Genomic DNA, 16,419 nt, shown 5'->3' with positions numbered 1-16,419 from the left:
GGCTCCCGTGGCGATCTCCGTGGGCTCCGTCGAAGTCGACATCATCCCCAGTACGCGGGGCATCTACCAGCAACTCCAGCGTGCGCTCGTCCCTGCGGCGACCCGAGTGGGCGAGGAAGCTGGCAGTGCAGCCGGCCGGAGCTTCGGGCCAGCCATGCAGGCCCAGGTTGGCGACATCGGGCTGCGGATTGGCCAGCAGATCGGCCAGCAGATCGCCGCCCGGATCACCGCTGAGATCCGTGGCTCTCTCCGTGACGGCGTCACTCAGGGCGGCGCGGCGGCCCGCGCGTCCGCTGTCCGTCAGGGAGACCAGACCGGCGGGGCATTCTCCCGGGCGCTGAAGACTCGGCTGGAAGCAGCGTTCCGCGCCCTCCCAAAGATCGATATCGACGCAAACACCTCCGACGCCGACGCCGACCTCCAGGCCCTCCGTGTCCGTATGGAAACGCTCGCGAACAAGCGCATCGGCATCGACATTGATGCTGCCGCGGCCAAGACGGAGATCAAACTGATCGAGGCCGAGCTCACACGGCTCGGCGCCAGTCACCCCAACGTTCAGGTGCGGGCCGACACAGCGACGGCGCTTGGGGAACTCGCCGCAGTACGAGCGGCGATCAGCGCTGTGGACGGGAAGAGGGCCCGCGTTGACGTCAACACCTCGGGCGCCTTGTCCGCGGTCCTGCAACTCACCGCTGCAGTCGGCGGCTTGGCAGTCATCCCCGCGATCCCAGTTCTCGCTGCTGGTATCGGCGCCATCGGATCCGCAGCCGTGGCCGCCTCGGTGGGCGTCGGTGCGCTCGCCGCAGTGGCAGCCCCTGCCGTTATCGACATTGCCGGGGCTCTCCAGGCGCAGAAGGCAGCACAGGACGCTGCGACGAACGCCACCTACAAGGGCGGCCAGGCCGCGGGCCAGGGCGCCGCGAAGGCTTCCCAGATGGCGGGCGCGCAACAGTCCCTTGCGGCGGCGCACCGAAACGCGGCGCGGTCGATCTCGCAGGCGGAGCAGGCTGTCGGGGACGCGGTCCGGTCGTCCGCTGAGGCGAGTCGGAATGCGGCGCAGCAGGTTCGACAGGCCCGGCAGTCCCTGGCTGATGCGGTGCAGCAGGCCGCGGACCGACAGCAGTCCGCCGCCGAGCGTGTCGCGCAGGCCGAGGAGTCTCTGGCCGATGCACAGCGGACAGCCCGGCAGGCACAGCAGGACCTCACCCAGGCCCGCAAGGATGCGACCCAGCAGCTGGCCGAGCTGTCGACCCGGCTGGCTGATGCGCAGCTCAGCGAGCGGGATGCGGCTCTGTCCGTGCAGGAGGCTCAGCAGCGCCTGCGCGCGGTGCAGGCCAAGGGCACGAAGGCCACGGTGCTGGAGCAGCAGCGCGCCCAGCTCGCCTACGACCAGGCCGTGCAGCGACTGAAGACCCAGCAAGCTGCCACGAAGGAACTGACGTCGGAGAAGAAGACCGCCGACAAGGCCGGCGTTGAGGGCTCCGACCTCGTGAAGAAGGCGCAGGAGCGGATCGCCGCAGCGGACAAGGCGGTGGTGACGCAGCAGAAGGGGCTGGCGAAGGCGCGTTCGCAGGCGGCCCGTCAGCAGGTGGAGTCCCAGCGGGCTATTGCCGACGCGCAAGCGAAGGTCGCGGAGGCGTCCCGGAATGTGTCGAAGACACAGGAGGACGGTGCCCGGTCGGTGGCGCGCGCCCAGGAGTCTCTGGTGGCGGCTCAGCAGTCCGCGGCGGACTCGATTGCTTCTGCTCAGCGTCAGGTTGCCTCCGCGTCGCGGTCTGCGGCCGGGGGTGTGGATCAGGCTGCCGTGGCGCAGGCGAAGTATCAGGCGGCGCTTGCGGGGATGACTCCGGCCGCGCGTGGCACGTTCGATGCGTTCGTCTCGTTGCGGAAGGCTTTCAAGGGCTGGTCGGAGTCGCTTCAGCCTGCGGTGATGCCGCTGTTCACGCGGGCCCTCGAAGGAATCAAGAACTCGCTGCCGGGTCTCACGCCGTTCGTGATGGGCGCGGTGCGGGCTATCGAGGTCCTTCAGGACCGGGTGTCGCGCGGGTTCAAGAGCCCGTGGTGGCAGTCTTTCCGATATGATCTCGCCGGGTCGGTGACTCCTGCGGTCGTGGGACTTGGCGCTGCCTTCGGCAATGTGTTCAAGACGCTCGGCGGAATCGTGGACGCGTTCCTGCCTCATATGGATTCCATCAGCCGGCGCATGCAGGAGATCACCGGGCGATGGGCTTCCTGGGCGACCGGCCTGAAGGGAAGCCCGGAGTTCGAGCGGTTCTTGAGCTATTCGGCGAACATGAGCCCCCTGCTGGCGAAGTCGATCCGTGATATTTCCAGCGCCTTCTATCAGCTGTCGAAGTCTCTGTCGCCTCTGTCTGGACCAGTGCTTCAAATCCTTGGAGCACTCGGACGCGGTTTGGCAAGCATCGCGGAGACTCTGCCGTGGCTGATCCAGGGTATGTACTTGGCTTTCATTGCGACTCGCGCATGGACGCTGGCTCTGATCGCCTTCAATCTGGTGGTGAGCGCCAACCCGATCACGCTGATTATTGTCGGGATCGTCGCTCTCGTTGCTGCGGTCGTTTACGCCTACAAGCAGTTTGGCTGGTTCCGGAACCTGGTACAGGCGGCCTGGTCCGGTATTCAGATGGCTGCCCTGTGGGCTTGGAACAACGCCCTGAAGCCTGTACTCAACGCCATTTGGTCTGGCCTTCAGCGGGCCGGTCGGTGGGCAATGTGGCTGTGGCGGAACGCGCTTGGACCGGCGTTCGGATTCATTGCCACCGCAGCGAAAGTCCTGCTGACCGCTGTGGTCGTTGCTGTCCTGCTACCAATCATCGCGGCTATCAAGGCGCTTGGGGCGATCGGGGCATGGTTGTGGGCGAAGGCCATCGGTCCGGCTTTCCGTGCTATTGCGGCCGGAGCCCAGTGGCTGTGGTCGAAGGTTCTCGGCCCGGTCTTCAACTACATCGGCGGTAAGGCGAAGTGGCTGTGGAGTGCGGCTATCAAGCCGCAGTTCGATGCGCTGATGAAGGGCATGCGGCTTGTCGGTGATGTTGCTGGGTGGCTGTGGCGCAAGGCGGTAGTCCCTGCCTTCAACGGCATGAAGACCATCGTGGCGACGGTATGGAACTCCGGAGTCAAGCCTGTATTCGGCGCCCTGAAGTCTGCCATCGGTCAGGTCGCCAAGGCATTTGACTCAGCTCGCGCCGCCATCAAAGTCGCCTGGGACAAGGTCAAGGGAATCGCTAAAGCGCCTGTCAAGTTCATCGTCGACACCGTCTACAACAAGGGCATTGTCGGGGTCTGGAACAAGGTCGCAAGTGCCTTCGGGGCGCCGACGCTCAAGCCGTACTCCTTTGCCTCCGGCGGCGTGATGCCCGGCTACACGCCCGGCCGCGACGTCCATAAGTTCGTGTCCCCGACCGGTGGCGGTCTCGAACTGTCCGGCGGCGAGGCCATCATGCGGCCCGAGTTCACCCGCGCTGTCGGCTCCGGTTTCGTGTCCACCATGAACCGGATCGCGTCGTCCCGTGGCACGACCGGCGTCAAGGCCGCTCTGGCACCCGCGCTCGGCGGCAACCCCGACACGCCGACCCAGCAGTTCGCCGACGGCGGCATCTTCAACTGGATCGGGAAGACGACCGCGGGCCTCGGGTCGAAAGCCTGGGACGCCGTGAAGAAGGGCACGTCGTGGCTGAAGGACGGCCTGGAGTCCTCAGCGCGAGCCGGCGTGAAGCACGTCATCGACCCGCTGCTGAAGAAGTTCCCAGGGGCGTCGACCGACTTCCGGAAGATGATCAGGCGTATCCCGACCAGGATCCTTGACGCGATCTTCGGCTACGGGAAGGAAGCCGACAAGAAAGGGGCGGGAGGTATCGGCGGGCCCCGCATGCAGGCCGGCCTGAAGTGGGCGCGCACGCAGCACGGGCTGCCCTACCAGTGGGGCGGCAACGGGAATCCGTCGTGGGACTGTTCCGGTTTCGTCAGCGCCATCGAGTCCGTCGTCCGAGGTCAGAAGCCTCACCGTCGCTGGGCGACGATGGCGTTCTCGGGGAAGGCGGCGCCGCCTGGATGGGTCCTCAACGGGAAGAGCCCGTACCGCATCGGCATCACCAATGCGGGCGTGGGCCACACGGCCGGCACCATCAACGGCGTCAACGTTGAGAGCCGAGGCGGCGACGGTGTCGTCGTCGGGAGCCGGGCACGGGGCTGGAACGACAAGCTGTTCACGTCGCACTACGGCTTCCAGCCCGGCAAGTACGACTCCGGCGGCTACCTGCCCGAGGGCCTGTCCCTCACCTACAACGGCACCGGCCGGCCCGAGCCTGTTTTCACTGCAGGGCAGGCCAACGCTCTCACGTCCCTTGCGGCACGCGGCGGCGGAGGATTCGACGGGCCGACGGAGATGACAGGCACCCTCGTCCTTGACTCCGGCGAACTCATGGGCACCTTCAAGGGCGTTGTCCGGCAGGAGAACGCTCAAGTCCTCACCGCCCTCAGGGCCCGACCAATCTAAGGGGGCGGCATGGCGATCCCAGGGAACTTCCTGTCGCTGACCACCGAGACCATCGACCCGAACATCTCCGGGTGGGCGGCGAAGCTGAACTGCACGATCGGCCTCGGCGGTGGCGGGCGGAACGGCGACGGAGTCCTCGTCGTCAAGTCGGTGGCGGCCGGGGAGATGCAGGCCCGGACCTACTCCTCCTACGCGGTCGTCGTCGGAACCACCTACGCGGCATTCGCCGATGCCTCCGGGACGACGGTCCCGGAGCGCATCGGCATCCGCTGGCTCAACGCCTCCGGCGGCGAGGTCAGCATCACGTGGGGGCTCACTACCGCTACGGCGTCATCGTCGTGGCATCGCATCAGCGTCGGCGGGATCGCCCCGGCCGGCGCCGCGCGGGCACAGGTCGTCGTGTCCTCCAGCCCCGCGGGCGCCGGCGTGATCAGCTACTTCGAGAACGTGTACTTCGGCTGGCCGCTGCGGCACGCAGGAAACCTCCTCAGCTTCAACGCCGAGCAGTACGAGATCGACACGTCCGGCTGGGCCGTCGAATCGAACGGCACCCTGTCTCGCACAGCCCCCATGATTTCCTGGCCTGCTACCTGGTACTACTCCGGCGGAGAAATGATCACCCTCACGGTGACCGCGGCCGGAAACGGGTCCGCCCTGTGTACGGAGCGGGCGCCCGTCACGCCCGGCATGGAGTACCTGGGATTCGGCTACCTGTCACCGCCCACGGCAGCTGCATCAGTGTGGGTGGAGATCCGCTTCTACGATGCGGGCGGCACCCAACTGACGGCCACCCGCTCGGCCCTCGCCGCGCCCGCTACCGGCGCGTACCGGCAGATCGCCTCCGCGTTCGCCCCGGCAACAGCGGCGACCGCGAGCCTTGCTTTCGGGATCACCTCCGCGACCGCCGGGCAGGTGGTTCGTGCGGATGGCATGGTCCTCAAAGTCCGCACCGCCACGGCCACCGGCACCGCACCAAACGACAATCAGGTCAACTTCACCGACTCCAACTTCGAACAAGGCATCGGGCAGTGGACCGTCGCATCCGGCGCCGCCTCGATCGCCCGCTCCACTCCCTGGGGCGGGCAGGCGATCAGCAACGCCTACAGCCTCACCGTCACCTCCACGACCGCCACGGCAAGCACCATCCGCTCCGGAAAGTACCCGATCACAGAGCTACTCAACTGGAAAGCGAGCGCCGCGCTCAAACGCGTAGCGGGCGGCTGGACAGCAAACATCGCCATGCGGTACTTCGACGCCACCGACACGCTCATCACCACCATCAGCAGCGTCGCCGGGGCCCTCCCCGGCGACGGGCTTTGGTACCGGTTCGACGCCGATATGACCCCTCCGGCCGGAGCCGTGACAGGGCAAATGGACCTGCTCCTCACCCCGACCAGCACCTCATCGACGGTCCAGGTCGACGACGTGCGGCTCCAGCAGGTGCTGCCGTCCGCGCAGGTAACTGGCAGCGACGCGACAGCCAGCATCCTGCTGGTACTGCGCGGCCTGAGTGCGAGCAACCTGCTGACCGTCTACCGGGTCCTGGGCGACGGATCGAAATCCCTGGTGCGCGGCAGGGGCGGACTCATCTCCATGACGCCGATCACCGATGACGTGTTCAGCGTCGAGGACTACGAGGCGCCCCTCGGCGTGCCCGTTACCTACCGGATCGAGTACACCAGCGCCACGACGGGACTCCTCACCGGCTGGAGGGTCACCAGCACGGTGATCCTCGACCCCGTGGACCGGAACTACTGCTGGCTCAAGGACCCGGCCCGTCCGCAGCTCAACCTGCGAGCCCTGGTCAAAGAGGCTCCCGAATGGCAGCAGCCGATCGAGCAGAACGTCATGAGGGTCCGCGGGCGGCAGAACGCCATCATCCTGTCCGGGGATCGCGGTGGCCGTGAGGGCTCGCTGGTGCTGTGGACGCAGGCTGACAGCGAGCGGGATGCGCTGCGGCTGCTGCTGTCGTCCGGGTCCGTGCTGCTGTGGCAGGCGGCCCCGGGCATGGGCGAGACGGACGTGTACGTCGCCGTCGGCGGCAGCGCGTTTCCTCGCGTCAGCCCGTATGCGCCGGATCCGTGGCGCGAGTGGACGCTCCCGCTCACTGAGCAGGACCGGCCGACCGTAGGCGTCTCCGGATCCGCAACCTGGACAGTGCAGGACGTCCTCGTGGAGAACGCGACCGTCCTCGACCTGCTGTCCCGCTATGCGACAGTCCTGGACCTGGCCCTCAACCAGCGCACCACATGAGGAGGGCCTGATGTATAACCCTCCCTCGTCGCGGTTCCTGCCGGCCCTTTCGCAGTCGCACGTGCCATACACGGAGGTGCAGTTGATTCGAGCGGACGGAGTCGTGCAGCCCCTGATCCACATCGGGGGCAGCGTCACCGTCAACCGCGGTTCTGCGGTCCGCCGCACCTGCACCGTTACCGTGCCCGACACCTCCCTCATCCCGGTCCGCCCCGTCGACCAGCTCGCCATCTATGGGGCGCGACTCCGGATCCTGCGCGGCATCCGCTTCCCCGACACCACCGTCGAATCGGTGCCACTTGGCGAGTTCCGTATCGACTCTGTCGACGGCGACCCCGACCTCGGCCCCGTCACCATCAACGGCAGCGGCCTCGAATCGATCGTCGCCGACGACCGGTTCATCACCCCTTACAGCACCCGCGGCGGCACAGCAGCCGTCACCGCAATCACCGGACTCATTCAGGCCACCCTGCCAGCCGCGGTCATAGTCAACCGAGCGTCGGATGCGACGCTCGGCACCACCACCTGGGATACACAGGGCGACCGGTGGGCGGCCGTCCAGGCGTGCGCCACCGCGATCGGCGCCGAGGTGTATGCCGATGCCGACGGACAGTTCATCATCGCCGAACTCCCCGACATCGCCACTGCCCCGATTGCATGGAATGTCGACGCAGGCGAGGGCGGAGTGCTGATCTCCGCGAACCGCGCGTACAACCGGGACGGCATCTACAACGTCGTCGTCGCCAGCGGGGAGAACACCGAGGACAACGTGGCCGCCGTCAGCGCAACCGCCCAGGACGACGACCCGACCAGCCCCACCTACTGGGCCGGACCGTTCGGCCGGGTGCCCCGCTTCTACTCCTCGTCGTTGCTCGTCTCCAACGGGCAGTGCGCGGGCGCTGCGGCGAAGCTCCTGCGGGACGCAGTGAAGCCGTCGGCAACCGTATCGATCGAGGCCGCGCCGAACCCGTGCCTCGAACCGGGCGACGTCATCCGCGTCACCTACGGCAACGGCGAACGCGAACTTCATCAGATCCAGTCGTTCTCCCTCGACCTCGGACTCAACTCGACCACGCTGGAGACCATCGGCGGGAAGGAAGACGCCTAATGCCCGCCGAAGTCACTGGCGCCGACCTCGCCGCCGAACTCATCCAAGCCTCACGGACCGCCGGAGCCGCCGACCCGCAGGTGCGCGGCGCGGACTGGCGGACTGGCACGGTCACCTCCGTCAACGTCGATGGCACAGTCACCATCGGCGCCATACGTGCACGACGCATTCCCGACGCGTACCCCTCACCGGTCGTCGGCGACTGGATCGTCATCAGCCAGAGCGGCACCGGCAACTGGATCGCCCACGGCCGGCTTGCCTCGGCCACTGCCTCCAACGGCGCGTGGGCCGGGCTCGGGTTCGGCACCGGGTACAGTGCCGCCTCCGGCTATCAGGCCCCCCAATACCGCGTCATCGGGGACACCGTCCACCTGCGCGGGAGCTTCACCAAGTCCAGCACGCTCGGCTACGGCGACGTGCTTACCACTCTGCCCGTCGGCGCCCGCCCCAACTCGGACACAGACATCGTGCTCATTTGCTCACAGGGCACCAACGGCGCAACTTACGGGGCTTGCCGCGGCATCCTCCGAGCCTCCACCGGCGCCATCGAATACCGGGGCCCCGCGAGCGGAACTCTCGTCGCCCTACCGCCTACGCCGCTCTGGCTGAACTGACCTGGAGGACCGATGCCGATCACTGACGCCTTCGGGCAGGGCTTCACAAGCCTCGACTACGGCGAAACCCCCGACCTGAAAATCATGGGCGAGGGCCTGCTGAAGATCACGGGCCAGACCGTCATGCGGTTCGCCTCCGCCTCCGCCCGCAATGCCGCACTGACCCCGCCAGCCGCTGGCATGGCCGCGTTTCTCGCCGACTCCCGCCTCCTGACCGTGTACGACGGCACAGCCTGGGTGGTGGTCGCTGCTGGTACGCAGTCCTGGACGACACCCACCCTGCGCAGCGGCTACACCGCGAACGGCAATTCGAACGGCACCCCGCAGTACCGGGTCGTCAACTTGTTCGGCGAGCAGGTCGTCATGTGGAAGGGCGGCCTCAACGTCACCTACAGCGGCGGCGCCCCGGTCGGCTCCGGGAACTTCCTCAACGCCGTGCTGCCCGTCGCCGCCCGGCCCGCATCCCGCCGCACCGTCACTGCTGCCTGCTCGGCGGTCGCCTCTGACTCCCTCTCCGTGAAGATCGACTTCAACACGGATGGCACCGTCGCCATCGTCACCCAGACCGGCGTACAGCCGCCCTGGGTATCCCTCAACAACATCACCTACAGCCTCTGACCTGCCACACCCCGAGCCCCGCGCCACCCCGGCCGGGGCCATCGGCATGCCCTGAGGAGGGCTCATGGCTCAACCCCTGTCCGCTGCGGCGGCCCTCACCGCTCTCCGAGCCGAGGGGGTCCGCATCGTAGAGGTCGACAACTGGCGCACCCACAATCGCAACCAGAAGGGCGCGTGGGGGCCCGTCAACGGCAGTGTCGTCCACCACACCGTGACGAAGGGAACCGCCTCGTCGGTCGCCATCGTCCGCGACGGCTACAGCTCCCTGCCCGGCCCTCTCTGCCACGGCATGATCGCCAAAGACGGGACGGTGCACCTCGTCGGCTGGGGCCGCACCAACCACGCCGGAGGCGGCGACCCCGCCGTCCTCGCCCATGTCATCGCCGAGGACTACGGCGACCGGCCACCTAAGCCGACCAAGGGCAACGCCAACGGCGTCGACGGCAACGCCCGGTTCTACGGCTGGGAATGCGAGAACCTCGGCGACGGCAAGGACCCCTGGCCCGCCGCCCAGTACGACGCCATCGTCCGCACCCAGGCCGCCCTGTGCCGCGCGCACGGCTGGACCGCGAAGAGCGTCATCGGTCACCTGGAATGGTCCAGCGACAAGGTCGACCCCCTCGGGGTCTCCATGACCGCGCTCCGGGCCGACGTCGCGGAACGACTGAAGCACCCCACGTCCTGGAACCCCGGCAGCAGCACGCCCGCACCCAAGCCGCCCACCACCCCGCCGAAGGAAACCCCCGTGGCTACCACCGACGACCGCGTCCGCTCCCTCCACGCGAACCTCTTGACGATCGGCAGCCTGACCGAGGTCGACAGCAAGGGCGCCCGCGTGAACCATGGCGCCGGCTACTACCTCGCCCATGTGGAGAAGGACACCACCGACCTCCAGGTCAAGGTGGACCGGCTGGAAAAGAAGCTCGACCAGATTCTCGCCCTGCTCACCACGCCCTGACACTGACAGCCGTAATGGCTGCCCGTCCCCCTGAACTGCCCCAATGAAGGGAACCGTCATGTCTCAGCTCCACATCCCCGGTGCGGACACCGTCATCAAGACGACCGCCACCTACGCCCGCGACTTGGCCGAACGGACCCTCGCCACGTTCGTCGTCTCCGCCGGCGGCGTCGCCGTGGCGGCCGGACCGGCCGACATGTTCCATGCCTCGTTCTGGCAGACCATGGCCGCCGCCGGACTCGCCGCAGCCGGATCCCTCCTCAAGGGCATGGCGGCCCGCGCGTTCGGGACAAAGAACAGCGCCAGCGCGGCACCGGGCGTGTAAGTGCGCTGCCTGCTCATGCGGCGGGCCTGCAAACACCTCGGACGCCGCGGCCGATTCCTCCTCATCATCGGCATAGGGGAGTGCGCCTGGGGCGCGGGCATGATCTACGACCCGCCCACCACGGTCGGCCTGAGCATCCTCACCGATCACTGCAGACTCTCCACCTGGGCCTGGCTTTGGATCGGGGCCGGACTCATCGCCGCCGGCAGTGCCTTCCTTCAAATCGGCCGAGACTGGGCCGGATTCGCCGCAGCATTCGCACCCCCCAGCGTGTGGGCCCTCGCCTACGCGGCAGCGGCTGCCACCGGCATCTACTCCCGCGGCGGCTTCGTCGCGGTCTGGTACCTGACGATCGTCGGGATCATCATGTGGGCCGCGACGGTGCCCGAATACTCGGTCCCCCCAGCTCCGCGCCCCAGGAAAGGCAAGGCGCCGTGAACGTGGGCGAGTGGGCGGGGCTGATAGGCGCGGCCGGGAGCGTACTCGGCGGCGGCGGATTCTTCGTCGCCCGTGCCACCGTGCGCGCCGCACAGGCAACCGCCGCGGCGAACCGGGCCGCCGCCGAAGCACAGGCCGCGCCAGCCCAACGGTCTGAAGACCTCAAGGTGCTTCAGGCGACGGTGGCGCGGGTCGACGAGGAGAACGGGCAGCTCCGTGGTCGGCAGGCCCGCTTCGAGTCCCTGCTGCGGGCGTTCTCGTGGACGGTAGACCGGTGGGCTGGCCAGATGCACCGGGCTGGAATCGAGCCCGAGCCCGTCCATCCTCTGGTGGACGAATACAACCGAACTGGAGTGTGAGTATGCCCTTCGAGCCCGTCACCCCGCAGGTAGACGACACCGCGGCCGACACCGGATCCCTCGTCGACATGGGCTGGGTGGAAGAGCCGCCCGTCCCGACAACCGGCCCACAGCCAGCCGTCGACACCGAGAGCAGTGCGAGCCCGGAGTCCCCGGAGAACAGCCAGGATCCGCCGAGCCTCTGAGCTCGTACAGACGGGACCGCTGGAACGACAACACCCCCGCCGCCCATCTCGGGCGGCGGGGGTGTTGCGTGTTCCTGCGCGCGGTCAGAACTCCAACTGCTTCTTCACCTCAGCGACCTGCGGGCCACTGTCCCCGGAGGGGATCTTCCAGCGGTACGCCGTACCCTCGCTGTCGACGTACACCAAGGTGCCGCCCTTTGCCTGCGCGGCCGTGAGATCGAAGACCGCCGCGTCCCACACGAAGGAGCCCGGCTGCACTGGGCCCGCCGCGCTGAAGTCGTCCATCACCACGTTGAACGACTGGCCGTTGCCCTCGTCGACCGACTGTCCATCAGGGGCGATCCACGACCAGCCGCCGCTACTCATCGGCGGCACCTCGCCGGCAGGAGCCGCGGTTGTCGGCCGCTGCTTCACCGTGATGACGGCGAAGAGGTCCTTGTCGGGTTCGTTTCCTGTGCCGACCTTCGAGTAGACGACCGTCGTCGGGGTCATCTCCAGCACGCCAGTGCCCTCGTCGCCAACCGTCGGAGACGGCTTCCCGAGCGCCAGATCGACGGGGGCCGCCATCGCACCGTTCGGTCCTTGCGCGTCGGAGCAGTACTCCACCCAGTCCGCTTCGGACAGGTCCCTGTCGGAGCAATCGACTTGTACAGCGTGCTCACTCGCCGTCGCCGCAGTCTTCGGCTTCGCGTTACTGCTGTCGGAGCCTCCGCCGCACGCGGTCAACGCGAGGGCCAGCAGGACGACAGAGGGGAGCGCTCTCCGGGCGGTCACGGGCAGCTCTCCTCGTACTTGACCGCGGTCAGCTCAACCGGCTGCCCGTTGAGGGCCTTACCGGGTGCCGGGTCCTGCGTGCACACCTGCCAGTTGCTCTCCAGCAGCACCATCCGGTCGCCGCTCGCATCCGTCACCGTGATCGAGGTGCTCGGGTCGAGGGCCGCGCGTGCCGCCTTCACCGACTCGCCGCCCAGATCAGGCATCTTCCCGCCCGCCGCCTCGGGCTCCTTCTCGTCGGCCGCCGGGCATTCTTCCTCCAGTTTGACCGTTCCGAAGTCGAGCGCCGTGTCGACGGGCACGGTCGTGCCGGCCTTCACGTTCTGGCTGCACACCTTCCAGTTCCGGTCGAGCGCCTGGAGGCGTGCCCGCCCGGTGCTGTCGTGAGACTTCAGACTGTAGAAGCCCTTGGCCTGCGCGGTGTCCTGCGCGGACTGGAGTCCCATGCCGACAAAGTCGGGCAGGGGGACGGGCTTTGCTTCCTTGCTCTCCACAGGGCTGGGAGTAGCGCTGGTCGGTTCTGCGGCTGGCGCCTCGGCGGCGGGGCTGCGGCTATCGGCGGATTCTGGATTGCAGCCGGCAAGCGTGAGGGCCGCCGCGCATGCAAGCGCGGCGACGCCGATACGGGTCTTCATGGTCCCCCCTGGGTGGTACGTGAGCGATGACCGTAACGGGCGATGTAGGGGGAGCGTTGCTGGTGTGCGCAGGTGGTAACCGAGTTGTGACCGAAGGGTGGAGGTGGTCGTTCGGTGGCGCAGGTAAACGCACGAGTCCTTCTCTGGCCGTGGATGCAGCCAGCTTCTTGGGCCCCGGCGCCGGCCCGCTCTCCTGCGTAGAGGGGCGGGGCGGCGCCGCGTTGGGTCCTGTCACCGTAGAGCTAGCGCATAACGTTCCCTTATGCGCTAGAATTTGAGGATGATTCAGGGCCACGAGCAGACGCAGATCCACGCCGACACTGAGACCGTGTGGGCCGTCCAGGTTGGCCGCGAAGGCCGCTGGCACATTGCCACGGGGGAGTACACGGACCGCAGTGAAGCAGTGGAGCGCTTGACATGGCTTCGCTCTCTCGCCAGTCGATCCGTTGAGTACCGACTCGTCAGCAAGACCACGACCGTCACGCTCTCGATCGAGGCCGCGTAGTGAGCGGCCTCCCCGCCCGGACTGCGGCACAGCCTCTCACCCTGCCCGGCTCGGACCTGTTCGAGGAAGTCCGCCGCAAGCTCATCGACGACCTTGGCCAAGTCCAAGTCGACCGACGCGGACAGGAGCGCATCTACCGGCCCCGCGCCGAACTCCTCGCCGAAGCCGTCGACCCGCAGACCTTCGTCATGGTCATGGACTGGCTGTCCTCCACCCGACGCGGCAGCCTCCAGACCAAGCGCAACTACGTGGACGACATCCGCCGCGTCTGGGGCGCCTACGCCCAAGAACTCGGCCACGAACGATTCGCCCTCGGCTGCTTCACCCCCGACCACATCCGGGCCTGGCGGCTGCGCATGGAAGGCCGCGACGCGCCGCCCACCACGATCAGCCGCTATCTCAACGCGCTGTCCTCGCTCCACACCTACGCCGCCGAGAAGATCGACCTCCCCAGGAACCCCGTCACCCAAGACGACCGCCCCAAGGTCGACAAGGGCAACACCTCCCGCAGCACGCCGGTTCTCGAAGTCGACGAGGTCCAGGCAGTCGTGCGGGCAGCAGAGAACGAGTTCGACGCGCTCATCGTCCTGCTCCTCTACACCCTCGCCGGACGCGTCTCCGAAATGTGCGCCGCCGACGTCGACAAGCGCATCGAGCGTGGACGGCGCTCCTACCTCGACGTCACCCGTAAGGAGCACAAGGAGCGCATCCTCCCGCTGCCTGTCACCGTCGCCGAACTCCTCGACGCCCACACTGCCGGCCGAAGCGCGGGGCCACTCCTTCTTGACGCCGACGGCCGCCGGCTCGACCGGCACGACGTCGCCCGGCTCCTCACCCGCCTCGGGCGCAAGGCGCGCGCCCTCACCTGCCCGGCCGTCGATCGGCCCGGTCACGCCTTCGCGCGCTGCAAGGTCTGCCGGAAGCTCACCCCGCACGTCCTGCGCGCGTCCCGCATCACGCACATGCTCGACGACCACGTCGACCTCGCCGAAGTCCAGGCATTCGCCGATCACGACAACCCGGCCACCACCGTCGGCTACTGGAAGCGCCGCAACACCGGACAGCGCAACGCCACCCACGTCGACGCAGCCGAAGCGCTCTTCGGCGACATCACCGATCGGTTCCGGCCCGCACCCAAGGAGGCGCCGTGACTTACGAGTTTCCTGGCCAGATTCGCTCCAGCCCGTACACGCCTCCTCCGCTGTGCGGGCGCCCCACCAGGCGCGGAACGCCGTGTCGTCAGAGCCCGCTCGCGTACTGGCGCCTGCCCGAGCGATCCGACCGGCCGCACTCCTGTCTGCACCACCTCACGCCGGACGAGCGCGCCGAGTATGCCCGAGCGGTGGCGGTCGCGGAAGCCGAAGAGCGGGAGGCGCACCAGAGGAACGACGCAATGGCTCCAGCTTGCTGGGGCTGGGAGTCCTCGGCTGATCCCGTCCCCCGGGACCGTGACCCGGACGTCTCTGGCCTCGCGGCGATCGAAGCGTGGCAGGCCGGAAGGTGTGGAATCTGCTGCGCGCAGACCTCCCTCATCGTGGACCACGACCACACGACAGGGCTTGTTCGGGGGCTGCTCTGTCGGCGATGCAACACCTCAGAGGCCTTCCGATCGGCAGGGCCATACCGCAGGTACCGGGAGCGCCCGCCCGCCGCAATCCTCGGAGCGAGGGCACGCTACTGGGACCCGCTCGCCAAGGACTACGCTCACCCGGCCACCATTCGCGAGGCCGACAAGTGGACCGACGCAGCATCGGAGGACATCGGACTGTGAGCTCCATCCACTACGCCGTGGGCGACGCGACGACTCCGCCGGGCACGGGTCCACGGATCGTCGCCCACGTCTGCAACGACATTGGCGCCTGGGGCCGCGGCTTCGTGATGGCACTGTCTCGGCGCGGCCCGGAGCCGGAGGCCGCCTACCGGGCCTGGTATCGCGACCGCGAGCAGAACGACTTCGCCTTGGGTGCCATGCAACTGGTGCCGGTGCACGAGAACCTGTGGGTTGCCAACATGATCGGCCAGCACGGCATTCGCCGGGCCGGCGGGCATCCGCCTGTCCGGTACGAGGCGATCAATGCGGCGCTCAACGGGCTTGGCGAGCATGCAGCGCGGCTCAACGCGTCGGTGCACATGCCGCGGATCGGCTGCGGGCTGGCGGGAGGGGGCTGGGCCCGCATCGAGCCGCTGCTGGAGAAACAGCTCACGACCCGGGGCGTCGATGTGATCGTGTACGACCTGCCCACGTAGTCGCCCCCACCTCGTGCCAGACTGGCTACGGCTCCGCCTCGCATCCCCCGTCGAGGCGGAGCCGCTGTCTGCCGGTATGACGATTTCGCTCTCCCGAGTGACATGCCCGCAGACCAGCCCCGTGCCGATCATGGGGCCGATATCACCGGATCATGACCATGTTCACGCGCGGCCTCGCCGCCGCTGCTCTCCTCGCCCTGCACCTTGCGACCGCCGCCCCGACTGCCGTCGCTGACGACCTGCCCGCCGGACCTGCGCCGATGGCCCTGCCCGTCGGGATCGCTGCCCTCACCGTCGCCGAGGAGTCCCGGGACGGCTACAAGCGCACCTCCTTCAAGCACTGGGTGGACGCCGACCGGGACGGCTGCAACACCCGCCAGGAGGTACTGAAAGCTGAGTCGCGGATCGCCCCGACCGTGGGCGCCGGCTGCAAGGTGACCGCCGGCCAGTGGTACTCGTACTACGACGGCGTCACCGTGACGGATCCGACCGGGCTGGACATCGACCACATGGTGCCGCTGGCCGAAGCATGGGATTCCGGGGCGTCGGCCTGGACGGCTGAGCGGCGCGAGCAGTACGCCAACGACCTCACCGCCGAACGCAGCCTCGTCGCCGTGACCGCCCGCACCAACCGCGGCAAGGCCGACAAGGACCCGCAGGACTGGCTGCCGCCGCTCGCCGACGCCCGCTGCACCTACATCTCGGACTGGGTCAGTACGAAACTCCGCTGGAGCCTCTCCGTCGACCGGGCCGAGCAGGCCGCGCTCACCCGCATCGCCGAGGGCTGCGGGCAGGAGGCCGTGGAGTACGAGCCGGCCCCGTAGCTGCGTCCGCTGCTGCGCCCGCCCTGCTTGCTGGCAGGGCGGACGGTCTGCTGTGCACAA

At 68.1% G+C, this 16,419-nt stretch carries 17 protein-coding genes; 15 read left to right on the top strand and 2 right to left on the bottom strand.

What is annotated here, in order from left to right; all coding sequences use genetic code 11:
- Positions 1–7: 7 nt before the first annotated feature.
- The 10 genes from ACIQ7D_RS17560 to ACIQ7D_RS17515 all read left to right on the top strand — a co-directional run bounded on the left by ACIQ7D_RS17560 (position 8) and on the right by ACIQ7D_RS17515 (position 11,374).
- Positions 8–4,516: a hypothetical protein gene (locus tag ACIQ7D_RS17560; protein ID WP_403938404.1), complete on the top strand. Its 4,509-nt coding sequence runs from the start codon at positions 8–10 to the stop codon at positions 4,514–4,516.
- 9 nt (positions 4,517–4,525) lie between these two features.
- The gene (locus tag ACIQ7D_RS17555; RefSeq protein WP_403938402.1) at positions 4,526–6,769 is read left to right on the top strand and encodes a hypothetical protein; all 2,244 of its coding nucleotides are present in this window, start codon (positions 4,526–4,528) and stop codon (positions 6,767–6,769) included.
- Positions 6,726–7,877 (top strand): DUF5047 domain-containing protein, encoded by a 1,152-nt coding sequence (locus tag ACIQ7D_RS17550; protein WP_403938400.1) that lies wholly within the window; start codon positions 6,726–6,728, stop codon positions 7,875–7,877. The genes ACIQ7D_RS17555 and ACIQ7D_RS17550 overlap by 44 nt, the downstream gene beginning before the upstream one ends.
- Positions 7,877–8,491 (top strand): hypothetical protein, encoded by a 615-nt coding sequence (locus ACIQ7D_RS17545; protein ID WP_403938398.1) that lies wholly within the window; start codon positions 7,877–7,879, stop codon positions 8,489–8,491. The genes ACIQ7D_RS17550 and ACIQ7D_RS17545 overlap by 1 nt, the downstream gene beginning before the upstream one ends.
- A 12-nt stretch (positions 8,492–8,503) precedes the next feature.
- Positions 8,504–9,109, top strand: coding sequence for a hypothetical protein (locus ACIQ7D_RS17540; protein WP_403938396.1), 606 nt, complete (start codon positions 8,504–8,506; stop codon positions 9,107–9,109).
- Between the two features lie 64 nt (positions 9,110–9,173).
- On the top strand, positions 9,174–10,067 hold the full coding sequence (locus ACIQ7D_RS17535) for an N-acetylmuramoyl-L-alanine amidase (RefSeq protein ID WP_403938395.1): 894 nt from the start codon (positions 9,174–9,176) through the stop codon (positions 10,065–10,067).
- A 58-nt stretch (positions 10,068–10,125) separates the two neighbouring features.
- Positions 10,126–10,392 (top strand): hypothetical protein, encoded by a 267-nt coding sequence (locus ACIQ7D_RS17530; protein ID WP_403938393.1) that lies wholly within the window; start codon positions 10,126–10,128, stop codon positions 10,390–10,392.
- A 99-nt stretch (positions 10,393–10,491) separates the two neighbouring features.
- Positions 10,492–10,830 (top strand): hypothetical protein, encoded by a 339-nt coding sequence (locus tag ACIQ7D_RS17525; RefSeq protein ID WP_403938391.1) that lies wholly within the window; start codon positions 10,492–10,494, stop codon positions 10,828–10,830.
- A complete protein-coding gene (locus tag ACIQ7D_RS17520; protein ID WP_403938389.1) occupies positions 10,827–11,189 on the top strand; it encodes a hypothetical protein in 363 nt (120 codons plus the stop codon). Before ACIQ7D_RS17525 ends, ACIQ7D_RS17520 begins: the two co-directional genes overlap by 4 nt.
- A gap of 2 nt (positions 11,190–11,191) precedes the next feature.
- Positions 11,192–11,374, top strand: a complete 183-nt coding sequence (locus ACIQ7D_RS17515) for a hypothetical protein (protein ID WP_403938387.1) — start codon at positions 11,192–11,194, stop codon at positions 11,372–11,374.
- A gap of 84 nt (positions 11,375–11,458) precedes the next feature.
- Here the strand turns inward: ACIQ7D_RS17515 and ACIQ7D_RS17510 are convergent, their stop codons facing one another.
- Both ACIQ7D_RS17510 and ACIQ7D_RS17505 read right to left on the bottom strand, forming a co-directional pair.
- Positions 11,459–11,941 (bottom strand): hypothetical protein, encoded by a 483-nt coding sequence (locus tag ACIQ7D_RS17510; RefSeq protein ID WP_403938385.1) that lies wholly within the window; start codon positions 11,939–11,941, stop codon positions 11,459–11,461.
- Between the two features lie 203 nt (positions 11,942–12,144).
- Positions 12,145–12,783 (bottom strand): PASTA domain-containing protein, encoded by a 639-nt coding sequence (locus tag ACIQ7D_RS17505; protein WP_403938384.1) that lies wholly within the window; start codon positions 12,781–12,783, stop codon positions 12,145–12,147.
- A gap of 280 nt (positions 12,784–13,063) precedes the next feature.
- Between ACIQ7D_RS17505 and ACIQ7D_RS17500 the strand changes: the two genes are divergently transcribed.
- The 5 genes from ACIQ7D_RS17500 to ACIQ7D_RS17480 all read left to right on the top strand — a co-directional run bounded on the left by ACIQ7D_RS17500 (position 13,064) and on the right by ACIQ7D_RS17480 (position 16,359).
- Positions 13,064–13,288, top strand: coding sequence for a hypothetical protein (locus ACIQ7D_RS17500; protein WP_403938382.1), 225 nt, complete (start codon positions 13,064–13,066; stop codon positions 13,286–13,288).
- Entirely contained in the window at positions 13,288–14,439 is a 1,152-nt protein-coding gene (locus ACIQ7D_RS17495) for a tyrosine-type recombinase/integrase (RefSeq protein ID WP_403938380.1), read from the top strand. Before ACIQ7D_RS17500 ends, ACIQ7D_RS17495 begins: the two co-directional genes overlap by 1 nt.
- A gap of 242 nt (positions 14,440–14,681) precedes the next feature.
- Positions 14,682–15,059 (top strand): endonuclease domain-containing protein, encoded by a 378-nt coding sequence (locus tag ACIQ7D_RS17490; RefSeq protein ID WP_403938848.1) that lies wholly within the window; start codon positions 14,682–14,684, stop codon positions 15,057–15,059.
- A complete protein-coding gene (locus ACIQ7D_RS17485; RefSeq protein ID WP_403938378.1) occupies positions 15,056–15,535 on the top strand; it encodes an Appr-1-p processing protein in 480 nt (159 codons plus the stop codon). Before ACIQ7D_RS17490 ends, ACIQ7D_RS17485 begins: the two co-directional genes overlap by 4 nt.
- A gap of 149 nt (positions 15,536–15,684) precedes the next feature.
- The gene (locus ACIQ7D_RS17480) at positions 15,685–16,359 is read left to right on the top strand and encodes an HNH endonuclease family protein (protein ID WP_403938846.1); all 675 of its coding nucleotides are present in this window, start codon (positions 15,685–15,687) and stop codon (positions 16,357–16,359) included.
- Positions 16,360–16,419: the final 60 nt, after the last annotated feature.

The organism is Streptomyces sp. NPDC096310 (assembly GCF_044763125.1).
GTDB lineage: Bacteria > Actinomycetota > Actinomycetes > Streptomycetales > Streptomycetaceae > Streptomyces.
This window is presented reverse-complemented; position numbering and strand designations above follow the sequence as displayed.